Genomic DNA, 16,508 nt, shown 5'->3' with positions numbered 1-16,508 from the left:
CGGGCACTGACAACTACACGATTGCGCGCCCGACAGCAAAGCCGCCGACGTGTCCCTTTTGGGCGTGTCGGCGGCCTTTGAGTTGCTGCGAGTTGCTGCGGTGTCAGCCGACCTCGGCGGCCAGCTTCGCGACGACGTCACGAAGGTCGGCGGCCACGTCGGCGTTCTCTCGCGGGTGTTTGCCATCTAGCGCCTTGAACGGCACGGAGAGCTTCAGGTCCTCGATCACCCGCGGTCCGGCGATGGCGAATGACTTGCGCGCCTCGTCGTGCGCCCACACCCCGCCGTACTGGCCGTATGCCCCGCCGACGACTGCCGCGGGCTTGCCCTTCAGCGCGCTGTTGCCGAACGGCCTCGACAGCCAGTCGATCGCGTTCTTCAGCACGCCCGGAATGCTCCCGTTGTACTCCGGGGTCACGACCAGCGCGGCGTCAGCGTCGGCCGCAACGGCCCGCAGGGCCTGCACCGACTCGGCGACGTCGTCACCGTCGATGTCCTCGTTGTAGTGCGGAAGCTCACCCAGGCGGTCAAAGAACTCCAGGGTGACGCCCGGGGGCGCGACCTCGGTGGCGAGTTCGACGAGCTGCCGGTTGACCGACTCCCGCCGCAGACTCCCCAGCAGTACCAAGACCTTGACGTCGCTGCCTTCAGACATATCCCCAGATTCCTCTCATTTGGCCACTGCGATGCTCGCACAGCCCAACCGGACCGCGGTCCGAATTATTCCGGCTGAGTTAAAGTGCGAACGTGAGTGCCATCGACGAGTCGGCCGGATTCACCAACCTGCCGGTCACTGACGCAGCGCCGACCGAGCGGGGTGACGCCGCCCGTAATCGCACTCTGCTCCTCGACGCCGCCCGCCGCCTCGTCGCCGAACGCGGTGCCGACGCCGTCACCATGGACGACGTCGCGACGGCCGCGGGAGTCGGCAAGGGCACCCTGTTCCGGCGTTTCGGCAGCCGCTCCGGGCTGATGCTCGTACTACTCGACGAGGACGAGCAGGCCGAGCAGCGGGCCTTCATGTTCGGGCCCCCGCCGCTGGGCCCGGACGCGCCGCCGCTGGACCGCCTGATCGCCTACGGGCGCGAGCGGCTGCAGTTCGTGTGGAACCATTTCGCACTGCTGTCCGACGTCAGCCGCGATCCCGCGATGCGGTTCAACTCCCCCGCCACCCTGCATCGCACGCACGTGAGGATGCTGCTGGGCAAGGCGGGCACCACGGGCGATCTCGACGCGCAGGCCGATGCGCTGATGGCCCTCCTCGACGCCGACTACGTCGCCCATCAAATCACCGACCTCGACCGCGACCTGGACCTGCAGGCCGATGCGTGGGAGGACCTGGCCCGCAAGCTGTGCGGCCGATGAGCGCTCGCGCGAAGAGCGACGGGCTCCCATGAGCGCTCGCGCGAAGAGCGACGGGCTCCGATGAGCAAGTGGGTCCTGCACGTCGATCTCGACCAGTTTCTGGCGTCGGTGGAACTGCGTCGCCATCCCGAGCTGGTGGGCCTGCCTGTCATCGTGGGCGGCAGCGGCGACCCGACCGAGCCCCGAAAGGTCGTCACGTGCGCGTCGTATGAGGCACGCGAGTTTGGGGTTCACGCAGGCATGCCGTTGCGCATCGCGGCCCGCAAGTGTCCCGACGCCACGTTCCTGCCGTCCGACTCGGCCGCCTACGACGAGGCGTCCGAGGAGGTCATGGGGCTGCTGCGCGATCTCGGCCATCCGGTCGAGGTGTGGGGCTGGGACGAGGCCTATCTCGGGCTGGACTCTTCTGACGACGCCGGTGCCGACACCGATCCCTTCGACCTCGCCGAGCGGATCCGCACGGTGATATCGGCCGAGACGGGCCTGTCCTGCTCGGTGGGCATCAGCGATAACAAGCAGCGGGCCAAGGTGGCAACGGGGTTCGGCAAGCCGGCAGGCATCTTCGCGCTCACCGACGAGAACTGGATGACGGTGATGGGCGACCGCGGCGTCGACGCCCTGTGGGGTGTCGGCCCCAAAACAGCCAAACGCCTTGAGGGACTTGGCATCACCACCGTCGCCGATCTCGCCGCCACCGACCCCACCCTGTTGACGTCGACGTTCGGTCCGTCCACCGGCCTGGGCATCCTGCTGCTGGCCAAGGGCGGCGGTGACACGACGGTCAGCGCTGCACCGTGGGTCCCGCGGTCACGCAGCCACGTCGTGACGTTCCCCGCCGACCTGACCGACCGCGCCGAGATGGACTCCGCGATAAGGCAGCTGGCCATCCAGACGCTCGCCGAGATCGTCGAACAGGGCCGCATCGTGACCCGAGTCGCCGTGACGGTGCGGACCAAGACCTTCTTCACCCGGACCAAGATCCGCAAGCTCGCGGCGCCGACCACCGACGGGCCGACGATCGTGGACACCGCACTGGCGGTGTTCGACCAGTTCGACCTCGATCGACCGGTGCGCCTGCTCGGGGTTCGGCTGGAACTCGCAATGCCCGACGCCTCTGAGTCACCCGACGCCCCTGAGTCACCCAGCGATGTCTGAGCAGCCAACTACGGTGCAGTAGTGCTCCACACCGTCGCCGTACGCGGTTACCGCTCACTTCGCGAGGTCGTCATCCCCCTGACCCGTCTCACAGTCGTCACCGGCGCCAACGGCACCGGCAAGTCCTCGGTGTACCGGTCGTTGCGTCTGCTCGCCGACTGCGCCCGCAATGAGGTGATCGGCTCTCTGGCGCGCGAAGGCGGCCTCGAGTCGGTGCTGTGGGCGGGACCCGAGGGCCTCGGTGGCGCCCGCCGCACGGGTAGCGCGCAGGGCACCACCCGAACCCGCCCCGTCGCACTGGAACTCGGCTTCGCCTCCGACGACTTCGGCTATTTGATCGACCTCGGGTTGCCGCAGTTCGCCGGCCCCGGTTCCTCGTTCGCGCGCGACCCCGAGATCAAGCGCGAGGTGGTGTTCGCCGGTCCGCGGCTGCGGCCAAGCGCCACGTTGGTCAGCCGCGGCCGGGACTACGCGGAGGCCGCCTCGGAGTCGGGCCGCGGCTTCGAGGAGATCACGCGCTCGCTGCCCGCCTACCGCAGCGTGCTCGCCGAGTACGCCCACCCCGGGGCGCTACCCGAACTCGCGGCCGTCCGGGACCGGTTGCGCGGTTGGCGGTTCTACGACGGTTTCCGGGTCGACGCCGACGCGCCCGCCCGACAGCCGCGGATCGGTACCCGGACACCGGTGCTGAGCGATGACGGTGCCGACCTCGCGGCCGCCGTGCAGACCATCATCGAAGCCGGGTTCGACGACCTGGCTCGGGCTGTGGCCGACGCGTTCGACGACGCCACGGTGTCGGTCGCGGTCACCGACGGGCTGTTCGAGCTGCAGTTGCACCAGAAGGGCATGCTGCGGCCGTTGCGGACGGCCGAATTATCTGACGGCACACTGCGATTCCTGCTGTGGGGCGCTGCCCTGCTGAGCCCGGCTCCGCCGTCGCTCATGGTGCTCAACGAGCCCGAGACCTCGCTGCATCCCGATCTCGTCGGACCGCTGGCGGCGATGATCCGCGCGGCGGCCGCCAACACTCAGGTCGTGGTGGTCACCCACTCGGCCGCGATGCGCAAGCACCTCGCCGACGACGGCTCCACCGAGATCGAACTGCACAAGGACTGGGGCGAGACGCGGATCACCGGTCAGACCAACCTCAGCGCGCCGCCGTGGGATTGGGGCAAGCGGTGAGGGCTAGCCGGCCCGCGGGGGCCGCAGTGCGCGGGTGAAGATGACGTTGACCCGACGCATCGCGACGCTGTAGGGCCACCACGCGAACCGCTTGAAGGCGTACAGCGCGCGGATGTCAGACGACGTGTAGATCAGGTAGCGGTTGCGCGCGACGCCCGCCAGGATCTTGTCGGCCGCGCGCTCGGGCGACACGGCGTGCCCGCCGAACCGGTCGACCCACTTCGCCACCTGCGGGTGGTCACGGTCCACACCTGCGATCTCGACGGTCTGCACCAGCGGCGTCTTCACGGCGCCGGGCACCACGACGGAAACCCCGATCCGGTGCCGCGCGAGGTCGAAGCGCAGGACTTCGCTCAGGCCGCGCAGGCCGTACTTGCTGGCGCTGTAGGCCGCGTGCCATGGCAGCGCGACAATTCCCGCCGCCGAGGACACGTTCACCAGGCTGCCGCCGCGACCGGCCGCGACCATCGGCGGCACGAACGCCTCGATGACGTGGATCGGCCCCATCAGGTTGACCGACACCATCTGCTCCCAGTGGCGGTGACTCAAGTGGCTCACCGTGCCCCACGCCGAGATCCCGGCGATGTTCATCACGACGTCCATGCTCTGGTTCGCCGCGTGGATGTCCGCGGCGAACGCCGACACCTGGTCGTTGTCGGAGATGTCGAGGGCCCGGTGTGCACTGACCTGTCCGCCGAGGGCACGGGCATCGGCGACGGTCTCGGCGAGCCCCTCCTCGTTGCGGTCGGTGAGGAACAACTCGGCACCTTCAGCGGCGAGTTTGAGTGCCGTCGCCCGCCCAATGCCGCTCGCGGCCCCCGTCAGGAAGCACCGTTTACCTGCAAACTTCGCCGTCATGGCGCAGACGATACCGGCGGTTACGGGTGGGGATGCTCGTTACCGCCCCAGAGTGCGTTGAGCCAGAGCCGCTCGACCACGTCGATGGCCCGGACAGGATCGGTCCCCCGTCCGACGAAACCGCTGTCGTGCGACAGCGTCATGGCGGTCGCCGCGGTGAGCATGCGAACCAGCGCGGGCAGATCGTCGGTGATGGGACGCGCACCTGAGTCCTGGCGGACCAGTCCGACGATCTTGTCGATCACCGTGTCCTCGAAGTCGTTCATGATCTCGCGGATCTGGGCGTCGGTGTTCTGGGCCAGCGTGCAGGCCTGCATGATCGGATCGTTGCTCGCGAACACCGCCGCGGCGCTTCCCACCATGCGCTTGGCGAACTCGGCGGGGGTCTCCCCGGGTTCGCGTGGCGCGAAGTCGTGGGTGAGCTTGTCGAGTTCGTCCAGGGCGTCGGCCACGATCACCGCGAGCACCGCGTACTTCGAGTCGAAGTAGAAGTAGAAACCCGACCGCGCGACACCCGCGCGCTCGCTGATCATGCTGACCGAGAGGTCGGCGAACGCCTTCACCTCAAGCAGCTCGCGCACAGCCGACATGATCGCGTCACGCTGCCGGTCACCACGGCTGCGACGCGCCTCGCCGGGTACGGATTCGACACTCATCCCGTCAACCTTCGCACCCGCGACGCGCCAGTTCAAAACTTGACATGCGTCAAGTGTGACGGTCAGGATGGGCTTAGTTCGCAGGTTCAGTGAGATCGACCACAGCCCGGCCACCCAGCCCACAGACGCGCAGGAGCTTTCATGGCGACCATCAACACCCCGGAGTATCTCCTCGGCGAGGCGAAACGACGGCTCACACCGTCGATCAACAACCTCCCCGGAATGGGTGCGGTCGAGAAGCGCCTCCGCAAACGCGACTGGCCGCAGTTCGAACTCGCCAAGCCGCCGGCAGGCAGCGACCTCAAGCCCGTGATGGGCGACGCCGGCTTACCGGTGCTCGGCCACATGATCGAGACGTTCCGCAGCGGCCCCGACTACATGCTGCAGGTCTACCGCGAGCACGGCCCGGTGCACTACGCACACTCGCCCGCCCTGCCGTCGATCCTGGCCCTGGGGCCGGACGCCACGCAGACGGTGTTCTCCAATCGCAACAAGGACTACAGCCAGGGTGGCTGGCATCCGGTGATCGGCCCGTTCTTCAACCGCGGCCTGATGCTGCTCGACTTCGACGAGCACATGTACCACCGCCGCATCATGCAGGAGGCGTTCACGCGCAGCAGGCTGACGGGCTACGTCGAGCACATCGACCGCGTGGCCTCGGACGTCGTCGCCAACGACTGGGTCGCCAACGACCCGCGTTTCCTGTTCCATCCGGCCGTCAAGGAGTTGACGCTCGACATCGCCTCGGTGGTGTTCATGGGTCACGAACACGGCGGTGACACGGAGTTGGTGACCAAGGTCAACCACGCGTTCACCACCACCACGCGCGCGGGCGGGGCGATCATCCGCACGGGCCTACCGCCCTTCAAGTGGTGGCGCGGGCTTCAGGCACGCAAGGTGCTGGACGACTACTTCGCCGCTCGCGTGAAGGAGAAGCGCGGGTCCGACGGCACCGACATGCTGACGGTGCTCTGTCAGACCGAGGACGAGGACGGCAACAGCTTCTCCGACCAGGACATCGTCAACCACATGATCTTCGTGATGATGGCCGCGCACGACACCTCGACATCCACCCTGACGACCATGGCCTACTACCTGGCCGCCAACCAGGAGTGGCAGGACCGGGTCCGCGACGAGTCCGACCGCCTGGGTGACGGACCGCTCGACATCGAGGCGCTCGACAAACTCGAGACACTCGACCTTGTCATCAACGAGTCGCTGCGCCTGGTCACGCCACTACCGTTCAATGTGCGCTCCACCGTGCGCGACACCGAGCTGTGCGGTCACCACGTCCCGGCCAACACGACGGTGGTGACGTGGCCGTCGATGAATCACCACCTCCCCGAGCTGTGGACGGATCCGGAGAAGTTCGACCCGGCCCGGTTCGCCGAACCCCGCAATGAGCACAAGCAGCACCGGTATGCGTTCGCCCCGTTCGGCGGTGGCGCGCACAAGTGCATCGGCATGGTCTTCGGCCAGCTGGAGATCAAGACCGTCATGCACCGGCTGTTGCGCAAGTACCGCCTCGAGCTGGCTCGCCCCGGCTACAAGGCGCACTGGGACTACGGCGGCATGCCGATCCCGATGGACGGCATGCCGATAGTCCTTCGCCCGCTGCACTGACTCACGCTGCCGGATGTACTGACGGCACCGCGGTGGCGGGGTTGTGTCCCGCGGCGACAACGGAAATGACGAACCCGGCGACATCCTCGAGTTGACGGGCGTGATCGAGTCCGCCGATCACAGCGGCGGACGCCCCCAGGTCCCCGATGAGGGCCGACGTGGTGTCCAGTGACCGCTGATCGTCACCGCAGATCGCCACAGTTCTCGGCTGGCTGACGTGCGGGTCGAGCCAGCTCTGCCCGGCGTACAGGTGCAGCGCCTTGACGACGTGTGCACCCGTGGCGACATGGGAGATGTGTTGTGCCGCTGAGCCTGTCGAGAGGATCAGCAGCCCGGTGGTGAAGTCGAGCGCGTTGGTGCAGTCGATGACGGTCTTGCCGGCGAACGCGCCCTCGGGGGCCTGCGCGACCGTGAGTGCGTTGTCCAGACCCTCCCACGCCACTGCGATCACGATGACGTCCGATTGCGCGGCGAGATCCTCGGCAGCCAAGGCTCGCGCCTGATCACCAATCACATTGGCGGTCAGTTCAGCCCGTGCTTGCGACCGGCCGGCGATGATCACGTGATGACCGGAACGTGCCCATGCCTGCCCAAGTGTGGCGGCCAAGTCGCCCGTTCCCAGAATTCCGATGCGCATGGTGCCGATCTCCTATCGTGGCTGCGATGACGTTGCGCGAACTACGCTAGGGACCGCTCGCCTACCAATTGGTAGGCGAGAACCGCGGCTGCACGACGGGAGCGGACGAACGATCGTGGACAGTCACTGTGAACCCTTCGTGGCGGACTGCCAGCTCCGTCTGGCGACCGATCTCGTCGCCCACGCCTGGGACCCGGTTGTGTTGTCCGCGTTGCGCTCCGGCCCTCGTCGACGTCGGGACCTGCTGGCCGGCATCGGAGGCATCAGCGACAAGGTGCTCAGTCAGGCCATCACACGACTGGCGATGAGCGGTTTGATCGATCGGGCGACCGTCCCGGGCACCCGCGGCGTCGAGTACCGACTCTCGGAGCTGGGCGCCTCCCTTGCCGACGGTCCGCTGACGGCCCTTGCGCAATGGGTGGCGCAGTACGGAGGCGCCGTTCGAGAGGCACAGGAGCGGAACGCAGCGCAGGCTGCGGGCGGCTAGTCCTGCAGCCGGTTGGCGCAGGCGACGAGCGCGCGCAACGCCGACTGAATCGGGTCATCTGACAGCCCCATCGCCCAGGCGTCGTGGCTGCCGTCGGTGCCGCGGATGAACGTCGCGACGCCACCGTCGGCATGCAGTTGATGAAACTTCAGCATCTCGACGGCAATACCGCGCTGGTGCAGCATCTCGGTCAGCGCCGCGACGGGTCCCGAGGCGGTCGCCGTCGACGTGCCCATGCGCTCGCCGACGCAGATGGTGGCCTCATAGTGACGGGCCTGCGGCCCCAGATGGGTGCCACCACGCTCGGCATCGGTGCACTGCCAGTGGCCGAGCCGCACGGGTCCAGACGTCGGGGCGTAGGTGGTTTGAAAGGCCTCTGTGGTCATCGTTCGAGCCTCCTCGCGCAGGTCCGGGGGTAGCGGCGCGTCGAACTGCGCCGCGAACAGAGGGGCTGCGCTGGTTGCGGTGTGTGTCGATGAGGTGGAGTACATGTGCCGGTCTTCTCTTGCCAGAGGAAACGACCGACGAAGTAGCGACCACCCACAGCGGGGGGTCGGTCTGGATCAGACCCCGCTGCGGGTTGCTACTACGAGTCGCTTCGGCACGTTCGCGATGCTAGGCGCTCGCCGACCGACGACGCAACCGGATTTCGGACGTGAGTGCCGTTTCCCGCGGCTGTCCCATATAGTGGATTGATATTTCGTTCAATCCATCATACGAAGGATCTGGTTCGTGCCCTTTCCCACCGGTGCAGAGCAGCCGCTGTACGAGATCAAGGCCAACCTGTTCAAGGCACTGGCCCACCCGGCGCGAATTCGGGTGCTGGAGATCTTGTCGGCCGCGACTGAACCCACCCCGGTCAGCGAGATCCTGGCGGTCACCGACATCGAACCGACCCTGCTGTCACAGCACCTCGCGGTGTTGCGCCGGCATCATGTCGTCACGGCCGAACGAAACGGCAACGCTGTCTTCTACCGCCTTGCACACCCCAAGATCTTCGAGCTGCTGCAGATCGCGCGGACGTTCCTCACCGACACCCTCGCCGCCAGCCGCGACCACCTCGACGCTGTGCAGTCGCTACCGCCCATCGGAACAACCTCTCGATGATCACGGCGCGGCGCGCCGCACGCCTGCTACCGCAGCGGTCGGATTACGCCGATGTCGGCAGGTCGTGGCGACGCGATGCGCTGGCAGGGGTCACCGTGGGCGTGGTGGCCATGCCTCTGGCCCTGGCGTTCGGCATCAGTTCGGGCGTCGGAGCGGCCGCCGGGTTGGTGACAGCCGTTGTCGCCGGGGTGGTGGCAGCCGTATTCGGTGGCTCACACGTCCAGGTCTCCGGGCCCACCGGAGCCATGGCCGTTGTGCTCGCACCGATCGTGGCTGCGTACGGGATCGGCAGCGTCGCACTGGTGACGGTGCTGGCCGGACTGATCGTGCTCGCGGCCGGCATCACTGGCTTGGGACGCGCCGTGACATTCATCCCCTGGCCCGTGATCGAGGGGTTCACCCTCGGGATCGCCACGATCATCTTCCTACAGCAGGTGCCCGCCGCCTTTGGGCAGACAGGCCAGGAGGGTCAGCGGCCGCTCATCGCGGCGTGGCGTGTCGCGACGTCCCCGGACTGGTCGACTGCCGGATGGTCGCTTGGGGTGGTCGCATTGGCGGCCGCGCTGATGATCGGGCTGCCCCGCCTGCATCGATCGATCCCTGGATCACTCCTCGCCGTGGTTGCGGCAACAATCCTGGTCGGGGTCCTGGCAGTGCCGGTGGCACGGATCGGCGCACTGCCGTCGCACCTGCCGACGCCCGTGCTTCCCCATGCCGACCTCGGGGCGATACAACCCCTTCTCGGGGCGGCCCTGGCGATCGCCGCATTGGCTGCCATCGAATCGTTGCTGTCGGCACGGGTCGCCGCGACCATGTCACCAACCGGCCCCTACGACCCGGACCGGGAGCTGGTCGGCCAGGGACTGGCGTCGGTCGCCTCGGGCGTCTTCGGCGGCATGCCGGCCACCGGGGCCATCGCGCGCACAGCGGTCAACGTGCGATCGGGTGCGCGCACCCGCCTGGCGTCGATCGTGCACTCTGTGCTGCTTCTCGGCGTGGTCTACCTCGCGACCGGGCCGGTATCGGCCATTCCCCTGGCGGCGCTGTCGGCCGTGCTGATGGTGACGTCGTTTCGCATGATCTCGGCCGGCACCATCTCCAAGATCATGCGGTCCACGCGGTCGGATGCGCTGACGTTCGTGCTCACCGCAGTCGTGACGGTGTGCTTCGACCTAGTCGAGGCGGTCGAGATAGGCGTGCTGGTGGCGGCGTTCTTCGCGCTCCGTACCGTGGCTCGACGCAGCAGCGTGCACCGAGAGGAACTCCCCGCGCCACCGCAGCCGGGCGACCAGCACATCGCGCTGCTGCGACTGGACGGCGCGATGTTCTTCGGTGCGGCAGAACGGATCTCGAATGTGATCACCGACGCCGACCACCACGACATACGGGTGGTGGTGATCCGGATGTCGCAGCTGGGGATGCTCGACGCCACAGGCGCGCACACACTCGCGCGGATAGTGGACGATCTCGAGGCGCGCGGGATCACGGTGATCGTCAAGGGCGTGCAGCCCGACCATCTGCCGTTGCTGACCGCCGTCGGCGTCCTTGAGTCCCTGCGTCACGAGAACCATCTGATCGATTCCCTCGACGACGCCGTCGCGCACGCGCGCGCTCATGCCGTTGCGCCGCCTCGCGCCACCCGCAACTGATCGCCTAGTGTTCATCGCCAATGGCGGCGCTGAGTTGGTGGGACGTGATACTCCTGGCGCTCGCCGGCATCGGCGGCGGTCTTGCCGGCAGTATCGCCGGCCTGGCCTCGGTGTCGACATATCCCGCTCTCCTGTTGGTGGGCCTGCCCCCTGTGACGGCCAACGTCACGAACACCGTCGCGCTGGTGTTCAACGGTGTCGGCTCGGTGTCGGGATCACTGCCCGAACTCGAGGGTCAGGGCGCACGGCTGAAGAAGGTGGTGCCCACCGCTCTGGCCGGGGGCGCGGCGGGCGCTGTGCTTCTGCTTTCGATTCCCTCGGAGGGGTTCGAGAGAGCTGTGCCGGTGCTGCTCGCCGGCGCCGCGATTGTGATCGCGCTGCCTCGTCGTCGCACCGTGCGAACCGGACCCCGCAGCACGGGTCGCACCGTCCTGCTCGGCGCGACGATCCTGACGATCTGCGTCTACGGCGGCTTCTTCGGGGCCGCCGCGGGCGTGCTGCTGCTCGCGCTCTTTCTGGCCATGGGCAGCGAGTCGCTGGCGCGTGCCAACGCCACCAAGAACGTGGTCCTCGGCACCGCCAACGGTGCTGCGGCGCTGGTGTTCCTGGTGTTCGGTCCGGTCAGCTGGGCGGCCGTCGTCCCGCTCGGCATTGGCTGCCTGATCGGCTCGCGGCTCGGACCGGTGGTCGTACGTCGCGCCCCCGCAACACCGCTACGCCTGCTCATCGCGATGGCCGGTCTGGCACTTGCCGTCAAACTCGGATTCGACGCGTACCGCTGAGGTCAGGCGAACGGGTTGTCGCCCTTGGCCACCGCGATACCCAAATCGATGAGCGAGGCCGCCGAGGTGTGCAGCCGCTCCCCCGCGTCCCGACTCGCCCGCCCGGCCAGATAGCGCGACCAGGTGCCCTCGATGACGATGCCGAGTTTGAAGCACGCCAGCGCCTCGTACCAGTCCAGGCGTGACGTGGGACGGCCGCCCGCGGCCGTGTAGGCGGCGAGTAGTTCGCTCCGATCAGCAAGCCCACCCAGCGCCGACAGTTGCGAGCCCGCGTTGATGGTGTCGGGCTCGGTGGGCCAGCACACCATCATCCAGCCGAGATCGAGCAGCGGATCTCCGATGGTGCACATCTCCCAGTCGATGAACGCGGCCAGCTCGGGTCGCTCCCGGTGCAGCAGCACGTTGTTGAGGTGGGCGTCGCCGTGCATGATGCCGGGCTCGCCATCATCGGGCCGGTTGCTCTCCAGCCAATCCGCCAGCTCGGTCACCGCGGGCAGTGACGCCGGGTCATACGATTCGTGGCGGTAGCTCTCCAGCAGCCCGAGAAACTGCGGAACCTGGCGCGCCAGAAACGATCCCGGACGGCGGATTGCGGCGAGGGGGCTGCCCGCCCAGGCCACGTTGCCCAACTCGGCGAGGCTGGCGGCGTACGCCAGCCCGACGTCGTGGCGCATCCGCGGGTCCTCGTAGGCCGGTGCCATCTCGTTGCCCGGGTTGAACCCGTCCACCTCCTCCATGAGGTAGAACACCACGCCCAGGACGTCGAGGTCCTCACAGCCGGCGATGAATCCCGGATGCGGCACCGACGTTCCGGCGAGCGTGCGCAGGACGGCGATCTCGCGCAGCATCGTCTTGTCGCTCGTCGGACGGGGGTGCAGCGGTGGCCGGCGCAGCACCATCGGACGGTCATCGATCCGTAGCCGCACCACGATGTTCTGGGTTCCGCCTGCCAGCGGCGCCACATCGGTGACGCGGGATCCGAGGCCGGTTGCGCGCACCCAGCCCTGCAATGCGATTCGGTCGTCGTCGGTGAGCGTCGGTAGCGCTTCATCGGCCATGGCTGACATCGTCGCGGTAGCGCGCCGCGCAGGTGGCCGGTTCGACGGAAGTCATCACAGGGCGCAGCGCGGGCTCTGTGATACTGAACCGATGGCTGACCGCAACGTCCTGGGCGAACCACTGCAGCCCTGCGGTACCGACCCGCTCACCGGCTTCTACCGCGACGGCTGCTGCTCCACGGGCCCCGAGGATGCCGGCAGCCACACCATCTGCGCCGTCGTCACCACGGAGTTCCTGGCCCACCAGCGCTCCATCGGCAACGACCTGTCGACGCCGCGACCCGAGTACCGATTCCCCGGGCTGAACCCCGGCGACCGGTGGTGCGTCACCGCGGTGAACTGGCTACGGGCGCATGCCGACGGCTATGCCGCCCCGGTGGTCCTGGCCGCCACGCACGAACGCGCGATCGACGTGGTGCCGCTCGAGATACTCCAACAACATGCCGTCGACGTACCCGACGATCTGGGCGGCCTCTGATCGCCTGACCCGCCGTCAGCGTCGGTGGGCGGTCACCAACAGGTACTCCCACGGCATCGTCGACGTACCGTTGCGCGTCCGGTCTCCGAGGGCGGCGATATCGGCGTCGAGCGCCGCGACACGTTGCGGGTCGTCGCCGATGGCCCGGTAGGCCGTGATGGTCGGTCCGTACACCGCTTTGAAGTAGTCCCGGAACTCCGCCCCGTCGGCGAACGCGGTGACCATAAGCTCACCGCGCGTCACCTCGACGTCGGTTACCCTGTCCCCCAGCAGTTCTCGCACGTGCTCCTCATCGCCCCACAGCGGTGGCGGCGAGACACCCGGCGGCGGTGGCGGGACATGGGGCTTCATCGCCGCGAAGAGCTGGCCGATGTGCCCCTGAGGCGTCCAGCTGAGCAATCCCACCGTCCCGCCCGGCCGGCACACGCGCACCAGTTCGTCGGCGGCGGCCTGGTGGTGCGGTGCGAACATCACACCGATGCACGACATCACGACGTCGAACTCGCCGTCGCCGAACGGCAGCGCCTCGGCGTTGGCCTCCCGCCACTCCAACTCCAGGCCACGCTCTTGCGCCAGCGTCCGGCCGTGCGCCAGCAGGTCGGACACCAGGTCGCTGGCGACGACGCTGGCACCCATCGCAGCCGCCGGTATCGACGCGTTACCGGTACCGGCGGCGACATCGAGTACCCGATCATCCGGACCGATACCGCAGGCCTCGACCAGGATGGGCCCCAGCGGCGAGACCAGTTCGGCGGCGAGCTTCGGATAGTCCCCCGTCGCCCAGATGGCGCGGTGTTTGGCCTCCAGCGCCCGATCGTCAACAGGTGCGGACATGTTTGACCCCCTTCGTCCTTCGATTCCCGCTTCCCTCCATACGCAAGGGTCGCGCCGATCGATGTGGCGATCTAGTACCAAATCTGTAGCGGTGCTGGTTCCATATCTGTACGCCGATGTTCTCGGAGGTGATGAACGTGTCCGGATACGGCCAGTTCTGCCCGGTGTCGAAGGCGATGGAGCTGCTCGACGAGCGATGGACAATCCTCGTCGTGCGCGAGCTTCTGCTCGGAAGCAGGCATTTCAACGACCTGCGACGCGGGCTGCCCAAGATGTCGCCTGCCCTGCTGTCGAAGCGGCTGAAGTCGCTGACCAGGGCCGGGGTGGTGGAGCGCACCGAGGTCGACGGGCGGACCGCGTACGCACTGACGCAGTGCGGCCTCGAACTCGGCGAGGTGGTGGACGCGCTGGGCACCTGGGGCACGCGCTGGATCGGCCAACTAGGTGAGGAGGACCTCGACCCGCACCTGCTGATGTGGGACATTCACCGGTCTGTCCCGATCGACGCATGGCCCCGGTCACGCACCACCATCGCGTTCCAATTCGACGGCGTCACACCGAAGGCGTCACGGTGGTGGCTGGTGGTCGCCGAGGGCGACACCGATGTGTGCGACTTCGACCCGGGCTATGACGTGACGGCCACGGTCGCAACGAGTCTTCGCACGCTGACTCGCATCTGGCGCGGTGACGTCGGCTGGCCGCAAGCTCTGCTCGACGGCAGCGTCTCCGTCTCGGGGCCGGCCGACGTCCGGCGCGCGATCCCCGCGTGGATCGGCCAGGGCGCCAAGGCCGCGGTACCGCGACCCGCCTAGCTGTCGGCGGCTGCCGGGGTCAGTCCAGCAACCGGCGCGCCACATTGGTCGAGACCAGGTCGAGCAGCTCATCCGCGCGCCCGGCCAGGATGGTCCGAATCGCGTACAGCGAGAACCCCTTCGCCTGCTCGGCGGTGATGGCAGGCGGGATGGAGAGTTCCTGGCGGGCGGTCACCACGTCCACGATGGCGGGACCGTCGTGCGCAAACGCCTCGCTCATCGCGGCCTCGAGTTCACCGGGATGCTCGACCCGACGGCCGAAAAGACCCATCGAGCGGGCGACCGCAGCGAAGTCCGGGTTGACCAGATCAGTGCCGAAGTTGACGATTCCCGCGGCCTTCATCTCCAGCTCGACGAAGTTCAATGACGAGTTGTTGAACACGACGAGCTTCACCGGCAGCCGGTTCTGGATGAGGGTGATGAGTTCACCGAACAGCATGGTCAGTCCACCGTCGCCTGCCAGCGCCACGATCTGCCGTCCGGGGAACGCCGTCTGCGCGCCGATCGCGTGGGGCAGCGCGCACGCCATGGTGCCGTGGTTGAAGGATCCGACCAGACGCCGCTTTCCGTTCATGGAGAGATAGCGCGCCGCCCAGACGACGGGCGATCCGACATCGACGGTGAACACCGCATCGTCGGAGGCCAGCCGATCCACCAGTCCCGCAACGTATTCCGGTCGGATCGGGGCCTTGTCCCGGTCATTGACCGCGAGTGCGTCCAGGTTCTGACGGGTCTTGCGGTAGTGCCGCAGCGAGCGGTCGAGGTGCTCACGGGTGGACTTCTGCACCAGCAGCGGCTGCAGCGCCTCCAGCGTGTCGGCGACCGTGCCGACCAGTCCGAGGTCGATGGGGGTGCGCCGACCGAGATGGCGCCCCCTCGTGTCGACCTGGATCACGCGCGCCTGGTCGGGATAGAACTGCTGATACGGGAAGTCCGTGCCGAGCATCAGGAGGGTGTCGGCCTCCTTGATTGCCTTGTAACCAGACGAGAACCCGAGCAGACCCGTCATGCCGACGTCGAACGGATTGTCGTACTCCACGAACTCCTTGCCTCGCAATGCATGCACGACCGGCGCGTTGAGCGTGCCCGCGATTCGGATCAACGCGTCGTGGGCGCCGGCCACACCCGCTCCACCGAGGATCGTGACGTTCTGCGCTGAGTTCAGGATGTCGGCGGCGCGGCGCAGCGAGTCGTCATCCGGCCGGGTCACCGAGCTCGTCGGCACTATCGCGCGAGTCAGCCAATGGGAGTCCGGCGCCGGGGCCAGGAATATCTCGCCGGGGATGACGACGACGGCGACACCGTTCTCCTCGACGGCGGCGCGCATGGCCATCTCGATGATCCGCGGCGCCATCTCCGGCGTGCTGACCAGCTCGCAGTAGACGCTGCACTCGCGGAAAAGGTCCTGCGGGTGCGTTTCCTGGAAGTAGTCCGAGCCGATTTCGTTTCTCGGGATGTGCGCTGCGATGGCCAGCACGGGCACGCGGCTGCGCTGCGCGTCGAACAGCCCGTTGATGAGGTGCAGATTGCCAGGTCCGCAGCTACCTGCGCAGACGGCCAGGCCTCCCGTCAGTGCGGCGTCGGCCGCCGCGGCGAACGCCGCCGTCTCCTCGTGCCGGACGTGTTCCCACGTGACGTCTCCGGAACGGCGGATCGCGTCGGTGAAGCCGTTGAGGCTGTCCCCCGGCAGTCCGTAGACGCGGCGCACACCGCTGTTGTGCAAGGCGGCGATGACCTTGGCCGCAACGGTTGCCATCGAGGCACCCCTTCCCCTGCGATTTCGGCGCGCTTTCGTTCGCTGAGCGATCGAAAGCGCGCCGAAGTC

The 16,508-nt window shown here is 67.8% G+C and carries 18 protein-coding genes; 10 read left to right on the top strand and 8 right to left on the bottom strand.

What is annotated here, in order from left to right; genetic code table 11:
• Positions 1-103 precede the first annotated feature (103 nt).
• Positions 104-655, bottom strand: a complete 552-nt coding sequence (locus ABIA65_RS19060) for an NAD(P)H-dependent oxidoreductase (RefSeq protein ID WP_354524560.1) — start codon at positions 653-655, stop codon at positions 104-106.
• A 101-nt stretch (positions 656-756) separates the two neighbouring features.
• Between ABIA65_RS19060 and ABIA65_RS19055 the strand changes: the two genes are divergently transcribed.
• Genes ABIA65_RS19055 through ABIA65_RS19045 form a run of 3 tightly spaced genes read left to right on the top strand, consistent with a single transcriptional unit; the run spans position 757 to position 3,702 of the window.
• On the top strand, positions 757-1,365 hold the full coding sequence (locus tag ABIA65_RS19055; RefSeq protein WP_241405753.1) for a TetR/AcrR family transcriptional regulator: 609 nt from the start codon (positions 757-759) through the stop codon (positions 1,363-1,365).
• A 60-nt stretch (positions 1,366-1,425) separates the two neighbouring features.
• A complete protein-coding gene (locus tag ABIA65_RS19050; RefSeq protein WP_241400002.1) occupies positions 1,426-2,520 on the top strand; it encodes a DNA polymerase IV in 1,095 nt (364 codons plus the stop codon).
• Positions 2,521-2,541: 21 nt separating this feature from the next.
• Complete coding sequence (locus tag ABIA65_RS19045) at positions 2,542-3,702, top strand: AAA family ATPase (protein ID WP_354524559.1); 1,161 nt, start codon at positions 2,542-2,544, stop codon at positions 3,700-3,702.
• A gap of 3 nt (positions 3,703-3,705) precedes the next feature.
• Here ABIA65_RS19045 and ABIA65_RS19040 read toward each other — a convergent pair whose 3' ends face one another.
• Both ABIA65_RS19040 and ABIA65_RS19035 read right to left on the bottom strand, forming a co-directional pair.
• On the bottom strand, positions 3,706-4,560 hold the full coding sequence (locus ABIA65_RS19040; protein WP_354524558.1) for an SDR family oxidoreductase: 855 nt from the start codon (positions 4,558-4,560) through the stop codon (positions 3,706-3,708).
• Positions 4,561-4,580: 20 nt separating this feature from the next.
• Positions 4,581-5,216 carry a TetR/AcrR family transcriptional regulator gene (locus tag ABIA65_RS19035; RefSeq protein ID WP_354524557.1) on the bottom strand — a complete coding sequence of 212 codons (636 nt, stop codon included), beginning with the start codon at positions 5,214-5,216 and terminating at the stop codon, positions 4,581-4,583.
• A gap of 141 nt (positions 5,217-5,357) precedes the next feature.
• On the opposite strand from ABIA65_RS19035, the gene ABIA65_RS19030 reads away from it, so the two are divergent.
• Positions 5,358-6,839 (top strand): cytochrome P450, encoded by a 1,482-nt coding sequence (locus ABIA65_RS19030; protein WP_354524556.1) that lies wholly within the window; start codon positions 5,358-5,360, stop codon positions 6,837-6,839.
• 1 nt (position 6,840) lies between these two features.
• Here ABIA65_RS19030 and ABIA65_RS19025 read toward each other — a convergent pair whose 3' ends face one another.
• Positions 6,841-7,476 carry an NADPH-dependent F420 reductase gene (locus tag ABIA65_RS19025; RefSeq protein WP_354524555.1) on the bottom strand — a complete coding sequence of 212 codons (636 nt, stop codon included), beginning with the start codon at positions 7,474-7,476 and terminating at the stop codon, positions 6,841-6,843.
• A gap of 115 nt (positions 7,477-7,591) precedes the next feature.
• Between ABIA65_RS19025 and ABIA65_RS19020 the strand changes: the two genes are divergently transcribed.
• Positions 7,592-7,963: a winged helix-turn-helix transcriptional regulator gene (locus ABIA65_RS19020; RefSeq protein ID WP_241400009.1), complete on the top strand. Its 372-nt coding sequence runs from the start codon at positions 7,592-7,594 to the stop codon at positions 7,961-7,963.
• Here ABIA65_RS19020 and ABIA65_RS19015 read toward each other — a convergent pair.
• Complete coding sequence (locus tag ABIA65_RS19015) at positions 7,960-8,454, bottom strand: alpha-isopropylmalate synthase regulatory domain-containing protein (RefSeq protein WP_241400011.1); 495 nt, start codon at positions 8,452-8,454, stop codon at positions 7,960-7,962. The genes ABIA65_RS19020 and ABIA65_RS19015 overlap by 4 nt on opposite strands.
• A gap of 241 nt (positions 8,455-8,695) precedes the next feature.
• Here ABIA65_RS19015 and ABIA65_RS19010 point away from each other — a divergent pair, with 241 nt between their 5' ends.
• From ABIA65_RS19010 to ABIA65_RS19000, 3 genes are read left to right on the top strand one after another with little or no spacing between them, the layout of a single operon-like run.
• Positions 8,696-9,070, top strand: coding sequence for an ArsR/SmtB family transcription factor (locus ABIA65_RS19010; protein WP_241400013.1), 375 nt, complete (start codon positions 8,696-8,698; stop codon positions 9,068-9,070).
• Positions 9,067-10,719, top strand: coding sequence for a SulP family inorganic anion transporter (locus ABIA65_RS19005; protein WP_354524554.1), 1,653 nt, complete (start codon positions 9,067-9,069; stop codon positions 10,717-10,719). The genes ABIA65_RS19010 and ABIA65_RS19005 overlap by 4 nt, the downstream gene beginning before the upstream one ends.
• A gap of 29 nt (positions 10,720-10,748) precedes the next feature.
• Positions 10,749-11,501, top strand: a complete 753-nt coding sequence (locus tag ABIA65_RS19000; protein WP_241405754.1) for a sulfite exporter TauE/SafE family protein — start codon at positions 10,749-10,751, stop codon at positions 11,499-11,501.
• 2 nt (positions 11,502-11,503) lie between these two features.
• On the opposite strand, the gene ABIA65_RS18995 is transcribed toward ABIA65_RS19000, so the two are convergent.
• Positions 11,504-12,559 (bottom strand): phosphotransferase family protein, encoded by a 1,056-nt coding sequence (locus tag ABIA65_RS18995; protein WP_354524553.1) that lies wholly within the window; start codon positions 12,557-12,559, stop codon positions 11,504-11,506.
• A 91-nt stretch (positions 12,560-12,650) separates the two neighbouring features.
• On the opposite strand from ABIA65_RS18995, the gene ABIA65_RS18990 reads away from it, so the two are divergent.
• Entirely contained in the window at positions 12,651-13,037 is a 387-nt protein-coding gene (locus ABIA65_RS18990; protein WP_241400019.1) for a DUF2237 family protein, read from the top strand.
• Between the two features lie 15 nt (positions 13,038-13,052).
• Here the strand turns inward: ABIA65_RS18990 and ABIA65_RS18985 are convergent, their stop codons facing one another.
• Positions 13,053-13,871 carry a class I SAM-dependent methyltransferase gene (locus ABIA65_RS18985; RefSeq protein WP_241400020.1) on the bottom strand — a complete coding sequence of 273 codons (819 nt, stop codon included), beginning with the start codon at positions 13,869-13,871 and terminating at the stop codon, positions 13,053-13,055.
• A 137-nt stretch (positions 13,872-14,008) separates the two neighbouring features.
• Between ABIA65_RS18985 and ABIA65_RS18980 the strand changes: the two genes are divergently transcribed.
• Positions 14,009-14,683, top strand: coding sequence for a winged helix-turn-helix transcriptional regulator (locus ABIA65_RS18980; RefSeq protein WP_241400022.1), 675 nt, complete (start codon positions 14,009-14,011; stop codon positions 14,681-14,683).
• Positions 14,684-14,702: 19 nt separating this feature from the next.
• Here ABIA65_RS18980 and poxB read toward each other — a convergent pair whose 3' ends face one another.
• Positions 14,703-16,439, bottom strand: coding sequence for a ubiquinone-dependent pyruvate dehydrogenase (gene poxB, locus ABIA65_RS18975; RefSeq protein WP_354524552.1), 1,737 nt, complete (start codon positions 16,437-16,439; stop codon positions 14,703-14,705).
• Positions 16,440-16,508: the final 69 nt, after the last annotated feature.

The organism is Mycolicibacterium sp. 624 (assembly GCF_040548615.1).
GTDB lineage: Bacteria > Actinomycetota > Actinomycetes > Mycobacteriales > Mycobacteriaceae > Mycobacterium.
The sequence above is the reverse complement of the archived record's forward strand: the minus strand, read 5'-3'. Positions and strand labels throughout refer to the sequence as shown.